This is a genomic window from Chryseobacterium sp. PET-29 (genome assembly GCF_025736815.1).
GTDB classification, from domain to species: Bacteria; Bacteroidota; Bacteroidia; order Flavobacteriales; family Weeksellaceae; genus Chryseobacterium; species Chryseobacterium nepalense.
This window is the reverse complement of sequence record NZ_CP107053.1, coordinates 790,691-814,664: the sequence shown is the minus strand read 5'-3', so window position 1 is coordinate 814,664 and position 23,974 is coordinate 790,691. Positions and strand designations below refer to the sequence as shown.

General features: G+C 35.8%; 23 protein-coding genes. 1 reads left to right on the top strand and 22 read right to left on the bottom strand.

Going from position 1 to position 23,974, the window contains the following annotated elements; all coding sequences use genetic code 11:
* Complete coding sequence (locus tag ODE14_RS03535) at positions 1–549, top strand: helix-turn-helix transcriptional regulator (RefSeq protein WP_263602994.1); 549 nt, start codon at positions 1–3, stop codon at positions 547–549.
* Positions 550–614: 65 nt separating this feature from the next.
* Here ODE14_RS03535 and ODE14_RS03530 read toward each other — a convergent pair whose 3' ends face one another.
* From ODE14_RS03530 to ODE14_RS03425, 22 genes are all read right to left on the bottom strand, one after another.
* A complete protein-coding gene (locus ODE14_RS03530) occupies positions 615–1,787 on the bottom strand; it encodes a proline dehydrogenase family protein (protein ID WP_263602993.1) in 1,173 nt (390 codons plus the stop codon).
* A 64-nt stretch (positions 1,788–1,851) separates the two neighbouring features.
* Positions 1,852–2,781 carry a UbiA family prenyltransferase gene (locus tag ODE14_RS03525; protein ID WP_248393612.1) on the bottom strand — a complete coding sequence of 310 codons (930 nt, stop codon included), beginning with the start codon at positions 2,779–2,781 and terminating at the stop codon, positions 1,852–1,854.
* Between the two features lie 10 nt (positions 2,782–2,791).
* The gene (locus tag ODE14_RS03520) at positions 2,792–3,718 is read right to left on the bottom strand and encodes a mevalonate kinase (RefSeq protein WP_248393613.1); all 927 of its coding nucleotides are present in this window, start codon (positions 3,716–3,718) and stop codon (positions 2,792–2,794) included.
* A gap of 188 nt (positions 3,719–3,906) precedes the next feature.
* Positions 3,907–6,078, bottom strand: a complete 2,172-nt coding sequence (locus ODE14_RS03515) for a T9SS type A sorting domain-containing protein (RefSeq protein WP_263602992.1) — start codon at positions 6,076–6,078, stop codon at positions 3,907–3,909.
* Between the two features lie 156 nt (positions 6,079–6,234).
* Positions 6,235–7,770, bottom strand: coding sequence for an MFS transporter (locus ODE14_RS03510; protein WP_263602991.1), 1,536 nt, complete (start codon positions 7,768–7,770; stop codon positions 6,235–6,237).
* Between the two features lie 474 nt (positions 7,771–8,244).
* Positions 8,245–9,426, bottom strand: coding sequence for an acetyl-CoA C-acyltransferase (locus ODE14_RS03505; RefSeq protein WP_248393616.1), 1,182 nt, complete (start codon positions 9,424–9,426; stop codon positions 8,245–8,247).
* A 101-nt stretch (positions 9,427–9,527) separates the two neighbouring features.
* The gene (locus tag ODE14_RS03500; protein WP_263602990.1) at positions 9,528–9,905 is read right to left on the bottom strand and encodes a hypothetical protein; all 378 of its coding nucleotides are present in this window, start codon (positions 9,903–9,905) and stop codon (positions 9,528–9,530) included.
* A gap of 148 nt (positions 9,906–10,053) precedes the next feature.
* The gene (locus tag ODE14_RS03495; protein ID WP_263602989.1) at positions 10,054–11,148 is read right to left on the bottom strand and encodes a hypothetical protein; all 1,095 of its coding nucleotides are present in this window, start codon (positions 11,146–11,148) and stop codon (positions 10,054–10,056) included.
* A 79-nt stretch (positions 11,149–11,227) separates the two neighbouring features.
* Entirely contained in the window at positions 11,228–11,923 is a 696-nt protein-coding gene (locus ODE14_RS03490) for a hypothetical protein (RefSeq protein ID WP_263602988.1), read from the bottom strand.
* Positions 11,913–12,458, bottom strand: a complete 546-nt coding sequence (locus ODE14_RS03485; RefSeq protein ID WP_263602987.1) for an RNA polymerase sigma factor — start codon at positions 12,456–12,458, stop codon at positions 11,913–11,915. The genes ODE14_RS03490 and ODE14_RS03485 overlap by 11 nt, the downstream gene beginning before the upstream one ends.
* Before the next feature lie 113 nt (positions 12,459–12,571).
* The gene (locus tag ODE14_RS03480; RefSeq protein WP_248393621.1) at positions 12,572–13,954 is read right to left on the bottom strand and encodes a nucleoside permease; all 1,383 of its coding nucleotides are present in this window, start codon (positions 13,952–13,954) and stop codon (positions 12,572–12,574) included.
* A gap of 18 nt (positions 13,955–13,972) precedes the next feature.
* Complete coding sequence (locus ODE14_RS03475) at positions 13,973–14,572, bottom strand: bifunctional nuclease family protein (protein WP_072882407.1); 600 nt, start codon at positions 14,570–14,572, stop codon at positions 13,973–13,975.
* Between the two features lie 198 nt (positions 14,573–14,770).
* Positions 14,771–15,718: an electron transfer flavoprotein subunit alpha/FixB family protein gene (locus tag ODE14_RS03470; RefSeq protein ID WP_263602986.1), complete on the bottom strand. Its 948-nt coding sequence runs from the start codon at positions 15,716–15,718 to the stop codon at positions 14,771–14,773.
* 89 nt (positions 15,719–15,807) lie between these two features.
* A complete protein-coding gene (locus ODE14_RS03465; RefSeq protein ID WP_263602985.1) occupies positions 15,808–16,554 on the bottom strand; it encodes an electron transfer flavoprotein subunit beta/FixA family protein in 747 nt (248 codons plus the stop codon).
* A 118-nt stretch (positions 16,555–16,672) separates the two neighbouring features.
* Positions 16,673–17,380, bottom strand: a complete 708-nt coding sequence (locus ODE14_RS03460) for an SDR family oxidoreductase (protein WP_263602984.1) — start codon at positions 17,378–17,380, stop codon at positions 16,673–16,675.
* 78 nt (positions 17,381–17,458) lie between these two features.
* The gene (locus ODE14_RS03455; RefSeq protein ID WP_263602983.1) at positions 17,459–18,487 is read right to left on the bottom strand and encodes a T9SS type A sorting domain-containing protein; all 1,029 of its coding nucleotides are present in this window, start codon (positions 18,485–18,487) and stop codon (positions 17,459–17,461) included.
* A 116-nt stretch (positions 18,488–18,603) separates the two neighbouring features.
* Positions 18,604–19,983 carry a dipeptidase gene (locus ODE14_RS03450; RefSeq protein WP_263602982.1) on the bottom strand — a complete coding sequence of 460 codons (1,380 nt, stop codon included), beginning with the start codon at positions 19,981–19,983 and terminating at the stop codon, positions 18,604–18,606.
* A 274-nt stretch (positions 19,984–20,257) separates the two neighbouring features.
* Entirely contained in the window at positions 20,258–20,560 is a 303-nt protein-coding gene (locus ODE14_RS03445; protein ID WP_248393627.1) for a hypothetical protein, read from the bottom strand.
* 135 nt (positions 20,561–20,695) lie between these two features.
* Complete coding sequence (locus ODE14_RS03440) at positions 20,696–21,841, bottom strand: THUMP-like domain-containing protein (protein ID WP_263602981.1); 1,146 nt, start codon at positions 21,839–21,841, stop codon at positions 20,696–20,698.
* A gap of 35 nt (positions 21,842–21,876) precedes the next feature.
* Positions 21,877–22,263, bottom strand: coding sequence for a GxxExxY protein (locus tag ODE14_RS03435; RefSeq protein ID WP_248393629.1), 387 nt, complete (start codon positions 22,261–22,263; stop codon positions 21,877–21,879).
* Between the two features lie 91 nt (positions 22,264–22,354).
* Positions 22,355–22,795 carry a DinB family protein gene (locus ODE14_RS03430; RefSeq protein WP_263602980.1) on the bottom strand — a complete coding sequence of 147 codons (441 nt, stop codon included), beginning with the start codon at positions 22,793–22,795 and terminating at the stop codon, positions 22,355–22,357.
* A complete protein-coding gene (locus ODE14_RS03425; protein ID WP_263602979.1) occupies positions 22,795–23,946 on the bottom strand; it encodes a methylmalonyl-CoA mutase family protein in 1,152 nt (383 codons plus the stop codon). The genes ODE14_RS03430 and ODE14_RS03425 overlap by 1 nt, the downstream gene beginning before the upstream one ends.
* Between the last annotated feature and the right edge of the window lie 28 nt (positions 23,947–23,974).

Sequence of the window (23,974 nt, the reverse complement as noted above, 5' to 3'; positions counted from 1 at the left end):
ATGAGCTTAAATGAAAGAATTTCTAAGGTTATTGAATATTCCGGGTTAACTCCCTCTGAGTTCGCAGATGAAATCGATGTACAACGTTCTTCTATTTCGCATGTTACTTCAGGCCGGAATAAACCTTCTTTAGAATTTATCATCAAAATAAAATCCCGCTTTCCTGAAATCCTCTGGGACTGGCTCGTAACGGGTGAAGGGCAAATGCTGAAATCTGAATTACCGGAAATTACCAAAACTGAAGTTGAAAGTTCAGATAATAGTGAAGAAGAAAAATCTAAGCCGACTTCTCTCCCGGATCTTTTTACGATGATGAATGACGATGAAGATTTTGGTGCTGAAGAAAATGAAATGGAGGCTCCGAAACAAACGCCTGCAGAATCCTTTATACCGAGCCAAAGTCAAGGAAGAGAAAAAATAACCAATTCTCAGCGATTAGAAAATTACATTCCAATAAATACCATTCAATCAGCTGATAATAAAAATGTTGCAATAAAGCGTATTGTTATCTTTTATGAAAATGGAAAATTTGAAAGTTTTGAGCCTTAAAATGAAAATACTGATCATAAAAAAGCCTTACAAAATTGTAAGGCTTCTGTATTTTATCTGAATAATTATCTGCTGTTCTTTCTTCTTTCCAGTTCTTTTTTGATAAGACCGAGTTCCCTTCCGGTTTGTCCGGCAACAGAAGTATTCTCCTGTGCTCTTCTCGTAAGATATGGTACAACATCTTTCACCGGTCCGTATGGAAGATATTTCGCAACATTATAGCCTTTATCTGAAAGATAGAAAGTAATATTATCACTCATTCCGTAAAGCTGTCCGAAATGGACATGGTTATTCCCGTTTTCAAGATTTTTTGCTTTCATTTTATCCATTACCAGCTCTGAAGAAATTTCATTATGGGTTCCAAAGAAAGCTGAAACTTTATCAAGGTGATTCATTACAAAATCAATTCCGGCATTATAATTTTTATCTGATGCCTCTTTTGTTGGCTGGATCGGATCCGGATATCCTCTTTCTGCAGCTCTTGCCCTTTCCTTTTCCATATAGGCACCACGAACAATCTTATAACCGATAAAATAGCCTTTCTCCCTTGCTCTCTCAACATGCTCTTCCATATATTCAAGCCTTCCGGTACGGTACATCTGAATGGTATTCCATACAATAGGTTTTTCCTGGTTATATTTTTCCATCATGTCTTCACAAAGCTTGTCGGCAGCATCCTGCATCCATGTTTCTTCTGCATCTACCATTACTTTCTTATCATTTTCGTGACACAGGTTACACACTTCATCAAATCTTTTCACCACTCTTTCCCATTCTTCTTTTTGGCTTGAAGTAAGTTCATTATTTTTTCCAACCGATTCATATAAATCAATTCTTCCAAAAGCGGTAGGCTTAAAGACAATAAAAGGAATTGCCGGGTTTCCCACAGAAAATCTTACGATGTCTTTAATCTCTTTGCAAACGGCATCAAAAGTTTCTTCATCTTCTTTACCCTCAATAGAATAATCGAAAATACTGCCTACTCCTCTTTTGAAAAGCTGTTTTACCACTTTCATACTCTCTTCACGGGTTTCACCACCGCAAAACTGTTCAAATAAAGTATTTTTGACAATTCTGGTAACGAAAGGGAAATTATTATGTACGGTAAAATTAAGCAAAGAAGTTCCTACTTTTGTGAGTGAAGGCTGCTCAATCATCTTGAACATCCAATACGCTTTTCTTAACTGTGCATCAGATTTATCCGCAAATGCGATTTTAGTATCGTTGAAAATGGGCATTACTTATATAGATTTATAGTTCCACAAAGGTAAGGATAAGGAAAGGTTTTTTAAAGAAATTTTTCTACAATTTACCTTCCAGTCCGCTAAGCAGCATTGCTATAATTCCGGCAAAAACCCAGAATCTTAAAATATTAATGGTGAAAAATTTATTCTGTCTTGAACTATTGATAATAAGATAAATACATAGAATAAAAACAAATAATCCCACTGCGAAATAATAAGCCATAAATCCGGCAATTCCCGTTTTCAGAATCAGCTTCATAGAAACTGCTATTGTTACGATAAGCAAAGAGACGATAATTCCATTTACAGTTTTAATATCAAAATAAGTAGGGATCGTGGTGTACCCGAATGTTTCATCTACTCTTTTTGTCAATGTATCTTTCACAATGTCAATACATAATAAAATCAGGAAAAGAAACACAGCCATTAAAAGAACTTTCTTTGAAAAAGTCTGATAATAAACCATCATGCCGAAAAAAGGATACAGCGTAAGACTTACAAAAGTAAGGTTATTGAGAATTAAAATCCGGCTCAGTTTATGGCTGTAAAACCACATAAAAAACTGATAAACAATAAAAAAAATAAATACATTGTGGGAGATCATCCATGCAACCCCAAGAGAAATCAAACTTAAAATAAGATATGCATACAAAAAATATTTCTGCTTGATAAAACTCTGAATTCTTGTTCTGAAAGGCTTTACAAGATGATCCTTTTCAAAATCATAAAACTGGTTGATAATGCCTCCTGCCAGAATTGTAAGTACGGTACAGAAAATAATACCGTGAACTTTAAAATCAAAGACGAATTTTCTGAAACTTTCATCCTGGTTAAAGAGAAAAAAAGTAGAAACATAAAGGGCTAAAGTAAGGAGTGCCGCAACAAAAAAGCGAGCTCCCAAAAGAAAGCCCACAAATTGTGAAAATCTGTAAATAATAGATTTTTTGACGTATTTTTTTTCCTGGAAATTTTCTTTTTCAGAATTCATTTCCAACTATTTAGAATCTATAAATCACTTCTTTATTAAAACCGTCAAGCATTTTTTCCGCTTTTTCGTAATCTTTGGTAAAACCTAAAATATAACCACCACCACCGCTTCCGCAGAGCTTTAAATAATAGGCATTAGAATCAAGGCCTTTTTTCCAAACATTAAATAAACTTTCAGGAATCATGGGTCTGAAATGTTCATATGCCCAATGAGAAAGTTTTTTCAGATTTCTGAAAAAAGGATTCATGTCTTTTTTCAGAAAAGCATCAATACAGGCGTTGTTATAACGTATAAATTCTTCTTTAAGTGTTTTTCTGAAACCTTCTGTTTTCATTTTTTCAAAGAAAATCTGAACCATTGGTCCTGTCTCGCCGGTCATACCGGAGTCGATCAGAAAAATAGCGCCTTTTCCGGCTTCACTTGCAGGAATTGCCACTTTGTCAACACTTTCTTTGCTTTCGATCAGGATCGGAAGGTTCATATAACAAATCAAAGGATCAATTCCGGAACTTTTGCCGTGAAAATAGCTTTCCATTAATCCAAAAACATGGCGAAGACTTTTCAATTCATCTTTGGAAATATTTTCAGGTTCATGCTTTGATATTGAATAGCGCTCAAAAATAGCGGCTACCAATGCGCCGGAACTTCCTACACCATATCCCTGAGGAATATTGCTGTCAAAAAATAATCCTGAAGAAATTTCTTCTTTAAATCTTAAAACATTAAGCTCAAAAGTTTCGGGAAGGTTCAGATCTTCAAGATATTCGGCATATTTTTTTAAATGTTCATTAGACTTTTTTTCGAATTCGGAATCTAATGATGAGAACTTGAGGGTACCTTTATAGAAGCTATAAGGTAATGTCAAACCTTGGGAATCTTCTATGATTCCATATTCTCCGAACAAAAGAATTTTTGCGTAAAATAATGGGTTTGTCATTTAATTTAATAAATTTTTTGCAAATGTAAAATTATTCTCCTGAATATAAGCAAAACTTAAGCCGAATATTGATAGTTTTTAACATTCATGATTACAATTAATTTTAAAATATCAAAAATCATCTTAGTTTTTTATTAAAGTTAATAAAAAAGCCTGAATAATCAGGCTTATATTGTAAAATATTTAAATTATTGTTTTATTAATTTTTTAGTGACTTTTTGTTTTTCCGTTTCAACGGTTACCACATAATTTCCGGTCTGCATTGAGGAAATATTGACATCCAGCCTGCTTCCTTTTAATGAAGATTCTGATTTTACCAGTCGTCCGGCTTCGTCGAAAATTTTAAATGATTTTAAAGCTTCTTTAGAAGAAATGGTTATGATATTTCTTGCAGGATTAGGGTAAATACTTACGCTGTTGTCTTTGGTATTGACATCTTCAACAGCCAGCACGGAACATGAGAAATTTGCTTTCCAGCCGATATCATTCACTTCAACATCAGAAACAAATCTTACCGTAATAGCTCCGGAAGGATGTGTAGAAGTAAATGTTCCCGGTAAAGTTGTTCCCGTTAAGGCATTTCCATTGGCAAACAATGGTGAACTTGTAGAAGGTCCGTTGTAAATATACATAAAATCATAATCCTGTTCCAGTGCGAATTCTGTAAAAGTCATAGAAAGTGCTCCGGAAGACGGATAAAATGTTTTTACAACAGTTTGGTTGTCACCATAATTTGCAGTCGTTCCGCCCGTATCTGTGAAAATCGCTCCATTACACCAGCTGCCATCGGTCATAAATAATTGAGTTCTCTGGTATGCAGCAGAACAGTCTGTTCCTACAGATAACAAATAATAGGTTGCAGGCTGAAGATTTGAAAAACTTAAGGACTGGGTTGTACTATTTCCGCTGGCAACAGCAGTTCCGTCAAATTTTGTAAGTCTGTATTTCCATGAAGCTGATGTAGCATCATTAAAAGTTGCACTTGCTGAAGTCTGGGTAATATTTGAAACGGACAATCCTGAGATTGTAGTGCTGCAGGCCGTTGTACAATCCATTCCCAAACATGATTTCGAGTCTACGGTACTCCTGATCAGTGCACCAGGCTGAGGACCGAATCCGTTGGCAAAATTAATTCCCACTCCCGAAACCAAATGACAGTAACTCATAATGGTACCCTTAACACTTGGCGCAGGAATCGGGCCTGTAGGGCATGTTCCTTCAGGATATCCGGCTACTGTTCCGCATCCGTCAATTGCCGTGGAATTTCCGTTCCATGCACAGGCATGGGTATGAGGAGAACCTAAACTATGCCCCATTTCATGAGTCATTGCTTCGATTGTCCATGAATAAACAGGAACGTTGCTATACGTTTGAGCGGCTCCTGAATATGCGTGTCTGCTTGTTGTACAAAGTGAATTTACATATGCTACACTTGTTGTAGAAGGCTGATTTACCAAATGCGCAAGATCACCGTTGAAAGATTGTCTGTTTGCCCTGAAATTTGCGAGATTAGCGTTCGGATTACCTGTATAAGGATCTGCTGTAGTCCAGACAAAAACTTCATTCAGTGCAATTTTTATATCGTCGTTGTTGTAAAGTGTGGCAATATTGTTATGAATGGCAGTAAGCCAGTTTGTTGTAGTGGTAACATTAGAACCATTGTTTACATAAGGGGTATAACATATCTCATAATATATCCTTACGCAGTTTTGCGTCATAACCTTCCCTGCATTTTTTTGTGCATTCGGATCAAAGGATATTTTCTGATTTTGATTTTCCGCCAATTCATCCACGCCGCATACGAACGGATTGATTCCTGTAAGCTTTGAATCTGAATAACTTACAAAGTCTGAAGAATTTTTTGCTTTTCCCACAACAATATTTCCCAATTCAGGAGTAGATGCAACCCCCACAATATCGGCATCAAAAAAGCTGAATGCAACCACAGACTGGTTATCTCCCTTTACAATTCCCTGATAATAAACTCCGGGAGTATAATCTACTATTTCCCCTTTGCTGGTAGTAACCTTGAAGTCTTTAGTGAAAATTTCATTTTTGTAAAGTTCCATGGTGATTTGTTTTCCATCGAAGGGAAAAGATACTTCAAGGAATTCCGGTTTGTCGTGAACAAGCTTTTTAAGTTGTCTGCTATCTACATTCAGAACAGAAATATCTGTAGCTGCCCTTTTATATTCAGTAAGTTTTTCCGAACTGTTATTTAAGGTAAAAAGATCATATTTTTCAAAAGTTTTCTTTTGAAACCGGTATTCTGAAATTTTCGCTGCAACAGGGCGAAGACTCTGAGAAAAACCCAATACCGCACATTGTAAAATGCAGATCGTGAGTAGCTTTTTTATCATTATTTTTAATAGATTTAACAATTTGCAAATAAACGAAAAAAAACATAAAATTAATGTTAATATGATATGTATTATATAATAATCCCTTAATTAACACAAATTTCCATGCATAAAAAAAAGACGCTTACAACAGCGTCTTTTTTATTTTATTTGTTTTTAATCGTTTTTAGGAGTAGTGAGTTTCAAAAACCTTATAAGAATTAATCCTACAAAAAAGAAGATTGCCATTGAAAATGCTGCAAACCTCATCCCGGAGGCAGATGGAAGCATAACATCAATTTTAGCAAAAATAGACCGTAGAGCATCGTACTTATCAATAAATAATGCAAAAACAAAAGTTCCTACAATAATGGCAATTTTTTCCAGTACATCATAAAAGCTGAAAAATGTAGTGTTTTCCATTGAATTTTCCGGCAAAAGCTTGGAATAAGTGGATCTTGACATAGCCTGAAGACCTCCCATTACAAGCCCGACAACCGCTGCAACACCATAGAACTGGTATTCAACCGTAGGATTTTCCTTATTAAGGAAGTATGCCCAGATACAGGCCACAATCCACAATACTACGGCGATGGATATTACATTTTTATTTCCGATTTTTCTTGATAATCTTGAGAATATAACTGCACCTATGATGGCTTCAATCTGGATAATGAGAAGGGTTCCTATAAGCTTATCCTGAGGAAGATTTATTTCACTTTTCCCGAACAGGGTCGCCATCAGGAAAATAGTCTGCATCCCTACACTATAGAAAAAGAAACTGGAGAGGAAAAATTTAAGATTTCTGTGTTTAAACAGCTCCTTTCCTACTTTAAATAATTCATTGAAACTTTCTCTGGCAATATCTTTATAGAAGCACAGGTTATCTTTCAATACTTCAAAAAAACCGCCCTGTTCTTCGTGTTTTTTAAAGATGTTTTTATAATTTAATAATACAAGATCTTTCGGAAGCTTTTCTTTAACATCACCGAACTGAGGAAGATGCTTAAAGGTATATTGTGAAAAACCAAACCACCAGGCGCCTGTCAGCAGGAAGCTTACCCTTGTGAACAAAAGTTGTTTTGCCGGGTCTCCCTTGGCCACAACCTGTATTAATAGTAGACAAATAATTACCAAGACAACCGAACCGATATAGCCGTAAACATACCCTTTTGCGGAAAGTGCATCCTGTTTGTCCCTTGTAGCGATATCCGGAAGGAACGAATTATAAAATACAAGACTGCCCCAAAATCCGACACTTGCCGTAATACTGAACAGAAGCCCAAGGAAGACATTGTGCATACCGGTAAACATGGCCAATCCCATACAAGAAGTTGCCCCCAGATAACAGAAAAACTGCAGAAAGGATTTTTTATTCCCGATAGTATCTGCTAATGATGAGAGAAACGGAGACAACAATACCACGATAAAGAAAGAAATCGTTAACGAATATCCGTACACGGCATCCGGCTGGTATTCTTTTCCAAAAATGGTAATCATGTGTCTTACCGGAACATCAATCCAGGACTTTGTTTCTTCCACATATTCTTTCTTTTCGTACGCTGTAGTAAGAATGGAATAATAAATGGGGAAAATGGTAGAAGTAATAACGAGAGAGTATACTGAATTGGCCCAGTCATAGACTGCCCAGGCTTTCATAATCTTCGGGTTATTCTTTATGTTTTGAGTTTCGTGGTTCTCAATTTCAGACATTTCAAATAATATTAGTAGCACAAAAATAGGAAAAGGATCGAATATTCGTAAGTTTTTATTTTGTTTGGGAGAAATTTTATTATTGGCTTAAAATTAAATTGTTTTCATACTTGTTTATTATCACTGTGAAAAGTATTTTATCGCAAGAATAAATAAAGAAGATCTTAATTATTTTGAATGTTTTAAAGATAACAATGACACTTCGTTTAGTGAAGTAATACCAAATCTGTATTTTTGAATATGGTCAAAGATTGAATAACTGTCAAAACCTAGCCCTGATCGAACGGCATGTCTGAGCTCTTTTCCGGTTTTAGTTTTTGCGGCGGCTCCGCCTGCAAAAACTAAAACCGGAAAAAGCGAGTAGTGAGAGCAGGAAAAAGCTCCTAAAAAGATAATTCAACAAACTTAAAAACTCCTCATAAAAAAAATCCGAAAGCAAACACTTCCGGATTCTGATTTTTATCTAACAACTATTTATTGTAAATTTTCGATAACGATGGCAGAAGCACCGCCTCCACCATTACAGATGGCAGCTGCACCATATTTGCCGTTATTTTGTTTCAAAACATTGATCAGGGTAACAATAATTCTTGAACCTGAACTTCCAAGCGGGTGACCAATAGCTACTGCTCCACCATTTACATTCACTTTAGAGGCATCTAATCCCAGAATTTTATTGTTGGCAAGGCCCACCACAGAGAAAGCTTCGTTGAACTCGAAGAAATCGATATCTGTAAGTTCCAATCCTGCTTTTTTAAGCGCAATCGGTAATGCTTTTGAAGGTGCAGTAGTGAAATCTTCCGGAGCCTGAGCCGCATCTGCATAAGAAATGATTTTTGCCAATGGCTTAAGTCCCAATTCTTCCATTTTCTCTTTAGAAACGAGGATCAAAGCAGAAGCCCCGTCATTTAAAGTAGAAGCATTTGCTGCTGTTACCGTTCCCTCTTCTTTTTTGAACACGGTGGGAAGCGTTGGAATCCTGTCGAAGCTTACAGATTTGTATTCTTCATCTTCAGCAAATATTACGGGTTCTCCTTTTCTCTGCGGAATTTCTACCGGTACTACCTCATCGGCAAATTTTCCTTCGCTCCATGCTTTTGCAGCTCTTTTATAAGATTCGATGGCAAAATTATCCTGTTCTTCTCTGGAAATGCTGTAGTCTGTTGCGCACTTTTCTGCACAAACACCCATGTGAACTTTATTGTACACATCTGTAAGCCCGTCCAGAACCATTCCGTCCTGCATTTTTACGTCACCTAATTTAGTGGCATTTCTTGCGTTGTAATAGTGTGGAACCGAAGACATATTTTCCATACCTCCAGCAACGATCACATCAGCATCACCCGCTTTTATCGCCTGTGCAGCCATCGTTACAGCCTTCATCCCTGAAGCACAAACTTTATTTACCGTAGTGGAAGGCGTTTCGTTTGAAAGACCAGCTCCCAAAGCAACCTGACGCGCAGGTGCCTGACCTTCTCCAGCCTGTAAAACATTCCCCATATAGATTTCCTGAACCTGTTTCGGATCAAGATTAATTTTGTCTAATGCTCCTTTTACGGCAACAGCTCCAAGCTTTGTAGCAGGAACAGCTGATAAACTTCCCAGAAAGCTCCCCATTGGAGTTCTTACTGCGGAAACAATGAATACTTCTTTCATTTTTATAATTCTATTTTTATTCTAAATATACTTCAGGAATTCGTTATTTTAAGATTTATATCTGTGTTTATATAGATTGATATTATTTTAAAAATCAATCATTATTTTCTGCCGGCCACAATAATTATAATGGCTCCCAGAAATTCAACAATCCATCCCCATCTGAGTTTTACAATACCTGCGAGCTTATCCTGCCAAGATTTAAAAGGCATAAAGCTGAAATACTGTAAAGCCTGAAACTTCACGGCAAAAAGGGTAAATATGAATAACAAAATCAGAAGAACAGCAAAAATTCTCGAGATTTTAATACTGTTATTAACAATACCGAACAAGGTTCCTGCAGCAAGAACCCAGCATGCAATAGCAAGAAAATGATCGAGCTCCCAGTAGTTCCAGTTTCCGATCACGGGAACGTGAACAAGCGGCAGAAAACTTCCCGCTACCACCAATATTAACCCTAATAACTGAATATTTTTCATAAATCTTAAAGTGCCAAAATACAAAAAAAAACACACTTACAATAAGTGTGTTTTAAAAGTAAATTTTACCTAACTATCATTCATGAATGATAATACAATTAATAAAAATTTAACTATTATGTAATATAAAATTAGAATCATTATATAATCAGAAATTCACATTCATTATTTCCAGACCAATTTGAAGTCCATATTTGTGACTGAGGGTTGTATTATTATTAAATGCAGGCGTAAAATCTTTCTGAACATAAATATTGAATCCGGCATATCCTATTCCCAATTTCGCTCCGAAAATCAGATCGTTAACTCCGTGATTAATGCTTTCCCTTTCTACAATTCTTCTGCTGTAATCATTGGAATAACGATTGTAAATATTGCTGGAAACTCTTACTCCACCATACACTCCGGCAACTACAGTAAACTGACTGGCTTTATTATCAAGATATTTTGTTCCGTTATAATCCACGTATTTAGGATTAAGCACAAATCTCAAATCAACAGGAATAAAAAGATAATGGTTGTTGATATGCGTATCTTTCAGATTTCCTTTAGTAAAATCTTTGATATCTAAGATTTTATTTTCCTGAGTAAAAGTTTTTCCATATTTAGCCTTTGACTGATCCCAGCGGTATCCCAGTCCGATACGATAAAAAATGGGACTTCTGTAACCTCCGAGCTGATTTTCATAGCGGGCTACATACACAGCAGAATTGAAAATCGTATTCTTAAATTCCGAACTGCTGTTTAAAAAAGCAAAAGGCTTGTCTTTGGTGGTATAGCTTGTTCCAACAATTGAAACAGCGTATTCCCAGGTACGGAGGTAGTCCGCAGGATTCTTTTTATCCTCATCCATGCGTATTTTCAAACCTCCAAGTCCTACAACAATTTGATTTTTATCTTTTGCCAGAGAATCAATGGGTTTTAATACGGCATCCTTCACCATTTCGCGGGTTGCCTCTTCAAATTCTATTTTTCGGGCGTCTATTTTTTCATTAATGGATTGTTCATATTTTGAAGCTATATCCGCTTTAAGCCTCTGTTTTTCATCAGCTCCGATTTTATTTTTCTTAAAGTCCTTATCAATATCGTCAAGCTCCTTATTCATTTTTATTTTCTCAGAAATGACAATGCTGTCTATTTTTCTGGAATAATCTGTCATGGAATTATTAACGGGCGGATTTTCCTGCGAAAACGCGTATGAAAATGACATAAGAGCCGTCATTAAGGCAATTTTTGTTTTCATATAAATAATTATTATTTAAAACACTATTTTAGTGCTGGTCATTTTCTGGCCAGTATGTATTTATAAAAAGATTTTTATTTTATTTGGGATCTACGTAAACAGTCACTCCGAGAACGGTTACATTTTCCACTTTAGGTTTGGGCTTTTCAAAATTAAAAATCCCAAGTTTGATATCATTTTTCTGGGAAGTTTCCCTGGCTTTATCAAATTCTCTTCCTAATAACAGCTCGTTTGAATTGATATATGTTGGTTTGGCCAATTTATTCTGTGCAATTACCGGTGTGTGGTTTTCTATTTTGGCAGGTGCAATATCTATTTTTACGTTTTCAGCGGCTAAATGTTGTAGTTCGACTTCAGGAATTACGGTTTTAAACTTTTTCTCTGTTGTATTTTTTTCTAAAGATAAGTCCGCTTTCTTTTTCTGATACCGGGCGATTTTAACATCAGTTGTTTTGTCTTTAATAGGTGCTTCCGATTTATCAGAATTTCCCTGGTTTTGTAATTCGGGATTGATAGGATTTACCGTTTTTTCCAAACCTTTTTTTACAATGTAATCTATTTCATTATTATCAAAAGTACTTTTCTCAGTATTAAAATAAAAAACAACACCAATGGAAACGAAAAGTAACAATACCGCTGCATATTTCCACCATTGAAAAGATTCTTTTAAAACTCTTTCCGGCTTACTCTCTAGCTTATCGTCCAATCTGCTCCAAAGATCGGGTGAAGGCTTTATTTCAAGCTCTTCGTAGCGGGATTTTAATTTATTTAGCATATTGTTTTTCATCCTTTTTCTGTTTTAAAAAATCTGTGATCCATTTTTTGGATTTACTGAGCTGACTTTTGCTAGTCCCTTCAGAAATATTAAGAATTTCTGCTATTTCATGATGTTTTCTTTCTTCAAAGACATAGAGGTTAAAAATAATCCTGTAGCCATCCGGCATTTTAGAGAAAATTTCATCAACATTAATATCCTGCACTTCTTCGTTCCATTCATCATCGCGATACTCAATTTCACTAATCTCCACATCTGAGTATAATATATTTTTCCTTTTCCTGATAAAATTGATGGAATTATTTACCACTATTTTTCTCAGCCAGAATGGAAAACTTTTCCATTCCTTACATTCTTCAATCTTTGAAAAGCAGACAAAAAAAGAATTCATCACAATGTCTTCCGCATCATGGATATTGTTGACATATGAATTTGCAATGGCGAGCATTTTTGCCGAAAACATTTCGTAGAGGGCCTTTTGGCCTTTCCGGTCATGTTTTTTTGCCTGTTGAAAATTCTTTTCTAAATGCTTCATGTATCTGTTTCTATCTATAAGACGGAAGATATCCGGAATAGTTGCCTGAAAAATAAAAAAAATTGCACTTTATAAGAAAAGTGCAATCTAATATATTCGTTATCAATATATAATTAATGTTTAACCTGGGAAATTTCTTCCGGATTGTGTTTATGCTTAAATAATACCGCGAATAAAACCGCAAGAATTAATGCATAGGCAGCAAATGAAAGCCAGATGTTATGCCAGTCTTTTACCATTACCACTGATGAAAGTGTGCCGTCCGGATTCACCATAGCATTAAAACTTTTCTTTAAAATTTCTAAAAATGTAGGATTATCCGGAGAAGTTTCCAGGTAAGCGGATAAAGAAGACGCTGTGGTAAATTTGTGAGTGAAAAATTTGTCGATTGCCCATCCAGCAGCATAACTTCCGAACACCGCCCCAAAACCATTGGTCATCATCATAAACAGTCCCTGTGCTGAAGAACGGATTTTTTTATCTGTGGTCGTTTCCACGAAAAGTGATCCTGAAATATTGAAGAAATCGAATGCCATTCCGTAAACAATGCAGGAAAGGACAATGAGGCTTAAGCCAAACCCTTCAGGAACGCCATATGCAAAGAATGCAAATCTTAACACCCAAGCGATCATTGACATAAGCATTACCTTTTTAATTCCGAATTTTTTCAAGAAAAATGGAATTGCTAAAATAAACAATGTTTCAGACACCTGAGATATCGACATAATAATGGTTGAACGTTTTACAACGAAAGAATCTGCATATTTTGGAAAATGTTCAAACTCACTTAAGAAAACATCACCATAAGCATTGGTAAGCTGTAATGCCGCTCCCAATAACATGGAGAATAAGAAGAACAGGGCCGTTTTATAATCTTTGAATAATTTAAAAGCATTCAGTCCCAGCTGTTCCGCTAGCGGTGCGTTTTTATCAATTAATTTCTGAGGTGGGCATTTAGGAAGTGTTAATGCATAAATTCCAAGAAATACCGCAACTCCCCCTGCAATATAAAATTGTCCTTCCGTAGCTTTATTTCCTGTAAGATTGGTTATCCACATGGCCACGATAAAACCTATTGTTCCCCAAACACGGATTGGCGGAAAATCTTTCACCACATCCAGATCACTGTTTTTAAGAACCGTATATGAAATAGAATTAGCTAATGCAATCGTAGGCATGTAAAAACACATGGCTAAAAGCATGACATAGAAAAACGAATCGGGGTCTGCCGAATGCGGTAAAAAGAAAAGAACAATTCCGTAAAGAATATGCAAAGCTGCAAATATGCGTTCTGCATTTACCCACCGGTCGGCAATAATACCGGTTATGGTAGGCATAAATATGGAAGCAATCCCCATAGTTCCGAAAACGGCTCCAAACTGTGCCCCATCCCAGTGTTTTGTCCCAAACCAGAAATTGGCCATTGTAATCAGCCAGGCTCCCCAAACGAAGAACTGAAGAAAACTGAGGATGGTAAGTCGTAATTTTAAATTCATCTTTTATATAAATATCTTTTAATCGATTTTCTTTTTCCTCCTTTTAATTTCTTCCTGGATTTCCAGAGCAGTGTCATAATCTTCTTCCTTCACCGCTTCATCCAGCAATTTCTGTAGCTCCTCCATAGAAACTGATCTCAGGCTATCTTCCGTATTCACCGTTTCCGAGAAGGTCTCCTCTTCTTTGGAAACATCTTCCAGTTCCAGAAGTATTCCTGCTTCATTGAGAACCTGCTGTGTGGTAAAAATAGGAGCATCAAATCTTACGGCCATCGCCACGGCATCAGAAGTTCTTGCATCAAGAATAAGTTCTTCTTCCGTTGTTTTATTTTTAAAATTAATATTAGAGAAGAAAACGCCGTCCACAATCTGATAAATGATAACGGAAACGAGTTCATAATTGGCAGAAACTATAAATTTTGTGAATAAATCGTGTGTAAGAGGGCGAGGCGGATGTATATCTTTCTCTAACCCCAGAGAAATGGATTGTGCCTCGAAATTTCCTATAACAACAGGTAATTTTATATGTGTTTCTTCATGTTCCAATAATAATGCGTACGCCCCTGATTGGGTCTGGCTGTACGATATTCCGCGAATAATTAGCTGTTTATAATCCATAAGTACAAATATAGATTAATTTTTGAAAGTTTTTTTTACTTTTTAGACAAAAATAAAAGCCCGAAAGGGGCTTTTACAGGTGATTATAATGATTGGTGAATTGTGAATTTTATTTTCATAACTCAATTTCGTTTTGCCGGTAAATTTTTAATTTAAATTAACAAGCCTAACGAATTGACTCTCCACAATTGACTTCTCTTATCCTTTTATTGCTTTGATTTTCTCTGTTAATGCAGGGATAATCTGGAAAGCATCTCCCACAACACCGTAATCAGCTGACTTGAAGAACGGTGCTTCTGCATCGCTGTTGATTACTACGATTGTTTTTGAAGAGTTTACTCCTGCCAGGTGCTGAATTGCTCCCGAGATACCTACCGCAATGTATAAATTCGGGGAAATCGCTTTACCGGTCTGTCCAACGTGTTCTGTGTGAGGTCTCCATCCGATATCAGAAACCGGCTTAGAACATGCTGTAGCAGCTCCTAAAACGTTTGCCAGATCTTCGATCATTCCCCAATTTTCCGGGCCTTTCATCCCTCTTCCTGCAGAAACTACCACTTCAGCTTCTTTAAGATCCAGTTTTCCTGAGCTCTGCTCGTGAGAGATTACTTTCGTGTCTTCATTAACAACAGAAAGGTTTTTTACCTCTTCTGTTCCTGAAACCGGGTTTTCTTTAACCCCGAAAGCATTTTGTGAAACGGTGATGATAACACCCGCCGATTCAGCTTTTGCATGCATAAAGCCTTTTCCTGAGAAAGCTCTTCTTTTTACCTGAAGCGGTGAAAGACTTTCCGGAGCCGCCAATACGTTGGTAATTAAAGAATGACCGTTCATTACAGCCAGCATTGGAGCGATAGATGATGCATCAGTAGTATGAGGGAAAACGATGATATTGCCGCCTGCCACTTCACTTACTGCCTGAGCATAAGCTTTTGCCGAGAAATTTTTAAGACCTTCGTCTTTGATGTTGATTACATTGGATGCTCCATATTTATATAACAAATCTGAAGAATCTGTTGGATTTACAGAGATCGCCGTTACGGTATCTCCAGCCTGGTCTGCAACAGCTTTGGCATAAGAAACTGCTTCAAAGGCTGCTTTTTTGTAAACTCCGTTTATATTTTCTGCGTATACGAATACTGCCATTTTAAATTTGTTTAAGGATTAATGTTCAAGATTCAAGGTTACCAAATTATCAATTGTCTTGAAATCTTTTTACTTTTACTTGATTCTTATTAAATTACTTTCGCTTCTTCGTGAAGTAATCTTACCAGCTCGTCAAGATTGTCCGGAGACACCATTTTTACGGCAGCTCTTGGCGGAACGCTGTCAAAAGAAACACCCTGAACTTTCACTTCTGATGAAGAAGATTCTACTACCTGTAAAGGTTTTGTTCTTGCAGACATAATTCCTCTCATATTCGGGATAATCAGATCTTTTTCATCTACCAATCCTTTCTGACCTGCGATTACTGCCGGCAGCTTTACAGAAATAGTTTCTTTACCTCCTTCAATTTCTCTTACTGCAGTTGCTTCACTTCCATTCACATCGAGTCCTACGGAAGCATTTACAAAAGGCTGATTTAATAATTGAGCAACCATTCCCGGAACAGATCCACCGTTATAGTCGATAGATTCTTTACCGCAAAGGATCAGGTTATAACCGCCATTCTGAGCTACAGCAGCGATTTCTTTAGCGGTTGAAAAACTATCTTTAGGATCAAGATTTACCCTTACCGCATCATTTGCACCGATAGCCAGTGCCTTTCTTATAACAGGCTCCGTAGTGGCATCACCTACGTTGATTACGGTTACTGTTGCACCCTGAGATTCCTGTAATTTAATTGCTTTTGTTAATGCAAATTCATCAAGCGGATTGATCACCCACTGAATTCCGTTTTTGTCGAATGCGGACTTATCCGCCGTAAAGTTAATTTTAGAAGTAGTATCAGGAACACTACTTATGCAAACTAATATTTTCATATGTTGTTTTAATTTTTTATTGCCCTGAAGCCTTAAAGTTTCAATCGCTAATATAATTAAAAAATATATTATGCATGCATAATACTTATTAATTTATTATTCAGCGCATTAGATGTATTTAATTTGCTGGTTTTGTTGCCCTAAATTCGATCTTACTTGGTAAAACCCTTGAATTCATATTTAAAATATCAAGAACAAGGCTGCCCATATCTTCCGGCTGAATCTTCCATGCATCTTTTTCAGAAGGAATATTACCGTTGAAATGGGTTGCCACAGAACCCGGCATGATGACGGTAGATTTGATATTGTATTTTCTGAGGTCGATCATTGCGGCCTGTGTAAATCCTACTACTCCAAACTTTGAAGCATTGTAACCTGCTCCGTTTTCGAAAAAGTTAGCTCCTGCCAGACTTGAAATGGTGATATAATAGCCTTCTGTTTTTTTAAGCTCTTCTACAGAAGCTTTTAAAGTATAAAAAACTCCTGTTAAATTCGTTTCAATCATATCATTCCATTCTTCTGCTGACAACTGATCTACAGGCTTGAAAACACCAAGTCCTGCATTGGCAATAACAAAATCCAGCTTCCCGAACTTTTCGACCGCATATTTCACGGCCTCCTCTTCGCTTTCAAGGCTTCTTACATCAGAAACGATTCCCAGAACATTTTCAGAATACTTTTTTAATTCCTGTTCGGCTTTTTCAACATCATCTCTTTTTCTCCCTGAAAATGCGACAGAGACCCCATTGTCAAGTAAAACTTTTGCAATTCCGAATCCTATTCCTTTGGTTCCGCCTGTAATATAGGCTACTTTATCTTTTATCATATTTTTTGATTTAGTTCTTAAAAATAAGAAAAACGCCCCGTTTGGAGCGTTTTATAAATACTAATATTTGTCAGTATTTTATTTTTTAATGAATTTTTCCGTAACGAGACCATTAATAGTTTCTACAGAAATAAAATATGTTCCCACAGAAAGATGTCTCACATCCACAATATTGCCATTTAATTTTACATCAATATTTTTACCTGATAAATCTGTAACATGTACTTTTTTGATTTTATCTTCAGATTTGATATTAATCACATCCGTTGTAGGATTGGGGTAAATTGCTAAAAGCACTTGTGCATTCTTTGGCTTTCCAATGTCATCAACACCCAACAATGCCTGGTTTGTAAATTGAACGTTAACATTGTCAACTCCAGCGGTATTTGCAACAGTATTTGTAGCAAGTGTAGTATTTACTGCATCAAATTCACTAGCTACATCTCCTGTGAAAATTGAGTATGTAGTATTTCCTGTGAAAGAATATGATGCGCTTGTCGTTCCGTTCGTATATATGAAAGAATGTGCCCCAGTAGTTTTATTGTAAATATATCTTACTGTTACCCATGTATTTGCCGGAAAAACCTCTGCACCCAGACCTAAATTTAATATCCCTGTCTGTGTAGGAGTTGCTACGACCGTAACTCTTGCCTGACCGTATATTTTTTTTGTTTCATAATCGTAAACAATTCCTCCAATCTGTGCAGCACTTGAATATAGCTGTAGTCCAACTCTACCTTTTCCTGTAGCTGAACCTGTATAAATCTCCATTTGTGCCATTACTAAATTATTAGCTGCTGTTGCCGTGGTGGTTATACCTTTATAAGCATATCTATTATTCGTGTTTGCTCCTGTTGAAGGCGGTGCACCAGCTCCTGTTGTCAAATTAATACTTTTTCCGTGAGAAGCGTCAATTGTTGTAACCTGATAATCTGAAGCAGCTCCTTGATAGATATACCAACCGCTTTGTCCTGCTGTAGCTCCCGTAGGATCTGTAGCTAAATTACCATTAGTCAGTGTATTGTAATTTTCATTAATAAGTGTTTGAGCCTGCCCGAAACCTATTAAATAAGAAGATAAAAATAGAACCGATAAAACTTTTTTCATAATGATATTATATTAAATTATACTCGTTAAATATATATTTATTACAAATATAAACAAAACATTATTTAAAAAAATTAAAAAATCCCCAAGAACAGCGTCAAGGGGATTAATATTTATTATTTGGAATAATTCTCAAAAAAAAGCGGTATACTCTCGATTCCCTTATAGAAATTGAATAATCCGTAATGTTCATTTGGTGAGTGAATTGCATCAGAATCCAATCCGAATCCCATTAATACCGACTTCGCTCCCAGCACCTGCTCAAACATGGCGGTAATAGGAATACTCCCACCGCCTCTGTAAGGAAGAACTTCTTTTCCGAAAGCAGTTTCCATAGCGTGTTTTGCAGCCATAAATTCTTTTGTATCGGTTGGTAAGACATACGGCATTCCTCCGTGATGCGGCGTAACTTTTACCTTTACATTTTCCGGAGCTATTTTTTTAAAATAATTTGTAAATTTTTCGGTAATTTCTTCGGGAGTCTGATAAGGGACAAGACGCATCGAAATTTTAGCAAAAGCTTTTGATGGAATTACCGTTTTGGCACCTTCGCCTGTATAGCCGCCCCAGATTCCGTTGCAGTCTAATGTTGGACGAATAGATGTCCGTTCCAGTGTAGTATACCCTTTTTCACCTTCTACGCCGTTCAGTCCGATTGATTTTTTAAACTCTTCAGGATTGTCTTTCAATTTGTTCATATCATTTCTGTCGGCATCTGAAACTGTTTCTACGTTGTCATAAAAACCGTCAATAGTGATATGCCCGTCTTCATCAATAAGTCTGGCAATCATTCTTGAGAGCACATGGATAGGATTTGGAACTGCGCCGCCGTATAATCCCGAATGCAGATCTCTATTAGGCCCCTCCACTTCTACTTCCACATAGCTTAAACCCCGTAAACCTGTTGTAACTGTTGGCTGTTCATTGCTGTAAATATGGGTATCGGAAATTAAAATACAATCACAGGAAAGTTTTTCTTTGTTTTCGTTTACAAAATCTCCGAGACTTACCGAACCTACTTCTTCTTCCCCTTCCAGAATAAATTTAACATTACAGGGAAGTGTATTGGTTTTCATCATGGCTTCAAATGCCTTGAGGTGCATGAAGAACTGTCCTTTATCATCCGCAGAACCTCTTGCAAATATTGCTCCCTCAGGGTGAAGTTCCGTTTTTTCAATATAAGGCTCAAAAGGAGGTTTTTTCCAAAGTTCCAAAGGATCAGCGGGCTGTACATCGTAATGTCCATATACTAAAACGGTCGGCAGATTTTTATCTAACATTTTTTCCCCGAAAACAATAGGATATCCTTTGGTCTGACAAACTTCCACATCATCAGCACCAGCATTTTTAAGATGTTCTGCCACGACATCTGCACATTTCAAAACGTCATCTTTATACGCAGGATCTGCAGAAATAGAAGGAATTCTCAGTAATTCAAACAATTCATCTACGAAACGCTGCTTGTTTTCGTTGATGTAATTTAATGTCTCTTGCATTGTAAATTATTATTTTGTTAAAAGTAAAAAATTTGCCCCGCCGGAACAAACAAAAACACATAATTTTCCTCAGGTATACCGCTGGTTTATACAGAGCAGTACCCTTAAATCTTATATAAAAATTATTAATTCACTAAATAATTGCTTTCAAAACCTAAGAAATTTTAGGAATGTTTTTACTTTGCGGCGGCTTCGCCGCCGCAAAGTAAAAACAACAATGCAAAAAAAATGTCCCGCGCATATGCGCGGGACATTTTTTATTTTTACTAATAAATTAGTGTTCAGCTTTTGGCGTCTGAGAACCTTCCGGTATCGGAGTAGCGTCAGAATGCTTATTATCTTCTTCTTTATGCTTCGGAGCACCTGCAGTATCTGTTTTTGCAGGAGCTTCATGTCCGTCGTGTGCATCTCCTCTGTATTCAGAAAGATTATCCTGCTCGCCACTTGTCTGTTCGTCATCAGAGTATCTTTCCACGCCTTCCTCAAGTTTGATAACTTTTTTGTTACCTCCTGCCTGGATCTTTTTACAGCTTACCGCAACAGTAGCAAGGGCTAAACATATAACTAATTTTTTCATATGGAAAATTTATTTTTTAAAGATATATGAAATCGCATTATTACAGCCATGTACCTTATTTCAGCCGTCAGCGATTGCATGCTTATTTTTTTAATTGCCCAAAATTAAGAAATCTTGTATTTTACAGCAACATTTTTAGACTGATTTTAAAATTATTTTGCCTTTTTTGGATTGCGTAAAAATAAGATACTTTTCACCTCCATCTTTTAGGCTGTATTTTTTTTTAATCTCTTCCGGTTTTAGAGGATAATTTTTTGAAATAGTATTATACTGGCTTTTCTTTTGGATCTTTTTGGCATCAACAATTTCCATTTCAAATACTCTTCCGGGAAAATCATTTATCTGCGAATCAGAAGTATAAATATGAGTATTTGGATGAAGCTTTTTCAGGCCGTTTTTATAAGAAATAAGGTTAAAAATACCTGCTTTTAAAATGGCATTATTAGGGATATAGATATATTTTTCGGGCTCCCCATACTCTGCATGAGCATTTTCTTCATCTCCAACTGTAAATTCAAAAACAGGATCATCACTTTCGAGATTTACACAATGGCAGGAAATTGTATCATTTTTTTGACCGGATAAGAAAACGACAACTTCTTTCACATCATTTTTAACCGCAATAATGTCGATTCTGAAAATATTTGGTAAAACAGATACCAGGTATTTCAAATCTATTAACGGAGAAAGTTTAATGACAACCTTTTGAGCAGAAGACAATAGTCTTTGCTGAATAGCCAGAATATCGGGCGAAAGATCTTCCAGCAGGAAAACTTTATTTTTATTGCTGTCTCTGCGCGCCGGATCAAGATAAATCACATCAAATACCTCTTTATTTTCCTCGAGAAAATCTTCAAGTTTCTGATTGACAAAAGTTGCTTTTTTTCCTAAAATATTCCAGTTATTGCATACAATTTCAAGAAGATCCGGGTTTTGCTCTATTAATGTGATTTCCTTAAAATTTTCAGATAAATAATAAGCATCAATCCCAAATCCTGTAGTCAGATCAATAAATTTTTCACCCTCCAAAAGTCTGGATTTATATTGAGCTGTCTTTTCCGACGAAGATTGTTCTACATTAAGCTGTGGCGGGAAAATAATACCTTGTTTTAACAAAAAAGGAAACTTTTTCTGTGCTACCTGTTTTCCTTTGATCTGCTGTACAATCTCATGCATAGAAACTCCCGGAAATGGTGATTTTTTCAATAACAAAGTGTGTAAATCTGTATTGAGATTTGCGTTGATATAGTCCTGTATGTTCTGATCTAATATTTTAACCACAGATTTCTCAGATTTGCACAGATTTGTAATATATTTTAGTAATCTAAATTTCCGTTTATTTTCCTGAATATGCTTTTTGCTATATAATCTGTATAAAAATTCACTAAAATACCTAATTTAAGATCAGTGAGCTTTAGATAAGTCAATAACTGCTGATGATGAATATTTTTAATTTCTGTTATGGCTTTTACTTCAATTATTACTTTATTTTCAACAATAATATCAGCAATAAAACCCGAATCTAAAAATGTATTCTTATATTTTATTTTCATGGGGACCTGTGATTTTACGGTTAAACCGTTGTTTTGAAGTTCCTGAACTAAAACATTCTCATAAACTTTTTCCAGCAAACCCGGCCCCAATTCATTATACACAGAAAAAATACATTTTCTGATATAAAAACTAATTTCGTTTTCTTTCATTATCAAATGTGTTTTATACTATAATCTGTGCGAATCTGAGAAATTTGTGGTCGTCAAAAAAACTAAGATTTAACAGTTAAGCTGCACTAATTCATCTTTTATAAAAAATATAATCCGTTAAGATTGGATCTATTCCGTTTTGTTTGAGTAAGGAATTGATTTGTCCACGGTGATAAGTAGAATGATTAATGGCCTGAAAAAGCATTTCAAAAACGGTATTTTCAAAATTTGCACCTCTGGAATTCTGGTAATTAATTTTTTGATCCGGATCAAAATTATTGATAATTTCAATACTTTTCTCAAAATTGTATTGATTTATTTCTTCCAGCATTTCAAAAGGATTAATCTGCCATACTTCAAATGTCTTTTCTCCTAAAATTCTTGAATTCCAGATTTGCTGAGCATTTAAAATATGATTAATGAGACTTATTGTCTTTTCATCAACTTTCTCAATATTTTCACCAATAACTCTGATCGTTTCACTATTAAAGTGAAAAGTGTACTCAAATAAATCAATAAGTTTTTCTTTCATTATTCAAACATTTGAGCCCATCTTACAGGTTTGATTTCGCGCTCATGATAAAGGTCTTCGGCAGATTTTTTAACATCCAATTTTGGGTATAAATTAACGCCGATCAGCCTTATTTTTCCATTTTCCACCCATTTCTGTTCTTCCAGAGCATGATCATAAATCTGTTTCTGGATAATTCCTTGTTTCATAAGTTCAAGGTAACCGCCGGCTTCCTCGATTTCAACAAAATAATTCCAGGACTTTTCTGCGATCTGACGTGTAATATCTTCTATAAAATAACTTCCGTTAGAGGCATCTTCGAAAACGTTAATGATACTTTCATAAGCAAGAACAATTTGTTGTTTAAAAGAAATTTCTTCTGAGTTTTCTGTTGATCTGTCCACCAAATAATTGTTGCTGAAAACAGCATCTGCTCCACCGATCATTGCCGAAGCAAGCTCCAGGGTAGAACGGATCAGATTATTCTCATTATCCGCAACCGCTTTATTTCTCAAGGATGTTTCTGCGAAAATGTACGGAATTTCATCAACATTATATTCTTTAGAAAGTTGATTAAAAGCAAGCTTGAAAGCTCTTAATTTAGCCATTTCAAAGAAATAGTTTGCTCCTATTGCAATTCTGAAAATCAGTTTATGTAAAATTTCCTGACCATAAATTTCTATCAGTTCCTTGGTTTTTGCCAACGCAATTCCCAGTTGCTGATAAATTGACGCTCCTGCATTCTGATGAAGAGATATATCAATGCATATATTTCTTTTAAATTGTTTTGCCAGTAATTCTTTAACCAACTGATCATTGATCAATGTTTCTTTTTCATCAAAAACATCAATTAAAGAAAAGTATTGATCATCTTCTTTAGGACTGATGTGTCCTGCAAGATCAATATTATCAATAAAAATAGTCTTCTGTACAAGATTTTCTATATTATGATCCAAAAGAAATGCATACACATCTTCTTCAAGGCTTTCATGATACCTGGCCACAAGATGGGTATTTTCTTCAACTTTCGGAAGATTGATCAATGGCTGCGGAATTTCATCATAGAAAGGTTTTACAGTAATTCCTTCTAAATTCTCTTTAGTAAGAACAGAATAGATGTCTTCGGTCTTAAGTTGTTTCTTAACTAAGTTTTCCCAAGCTGTGTTTGACATGGATAATGAATTGGATTATTGTGAATGA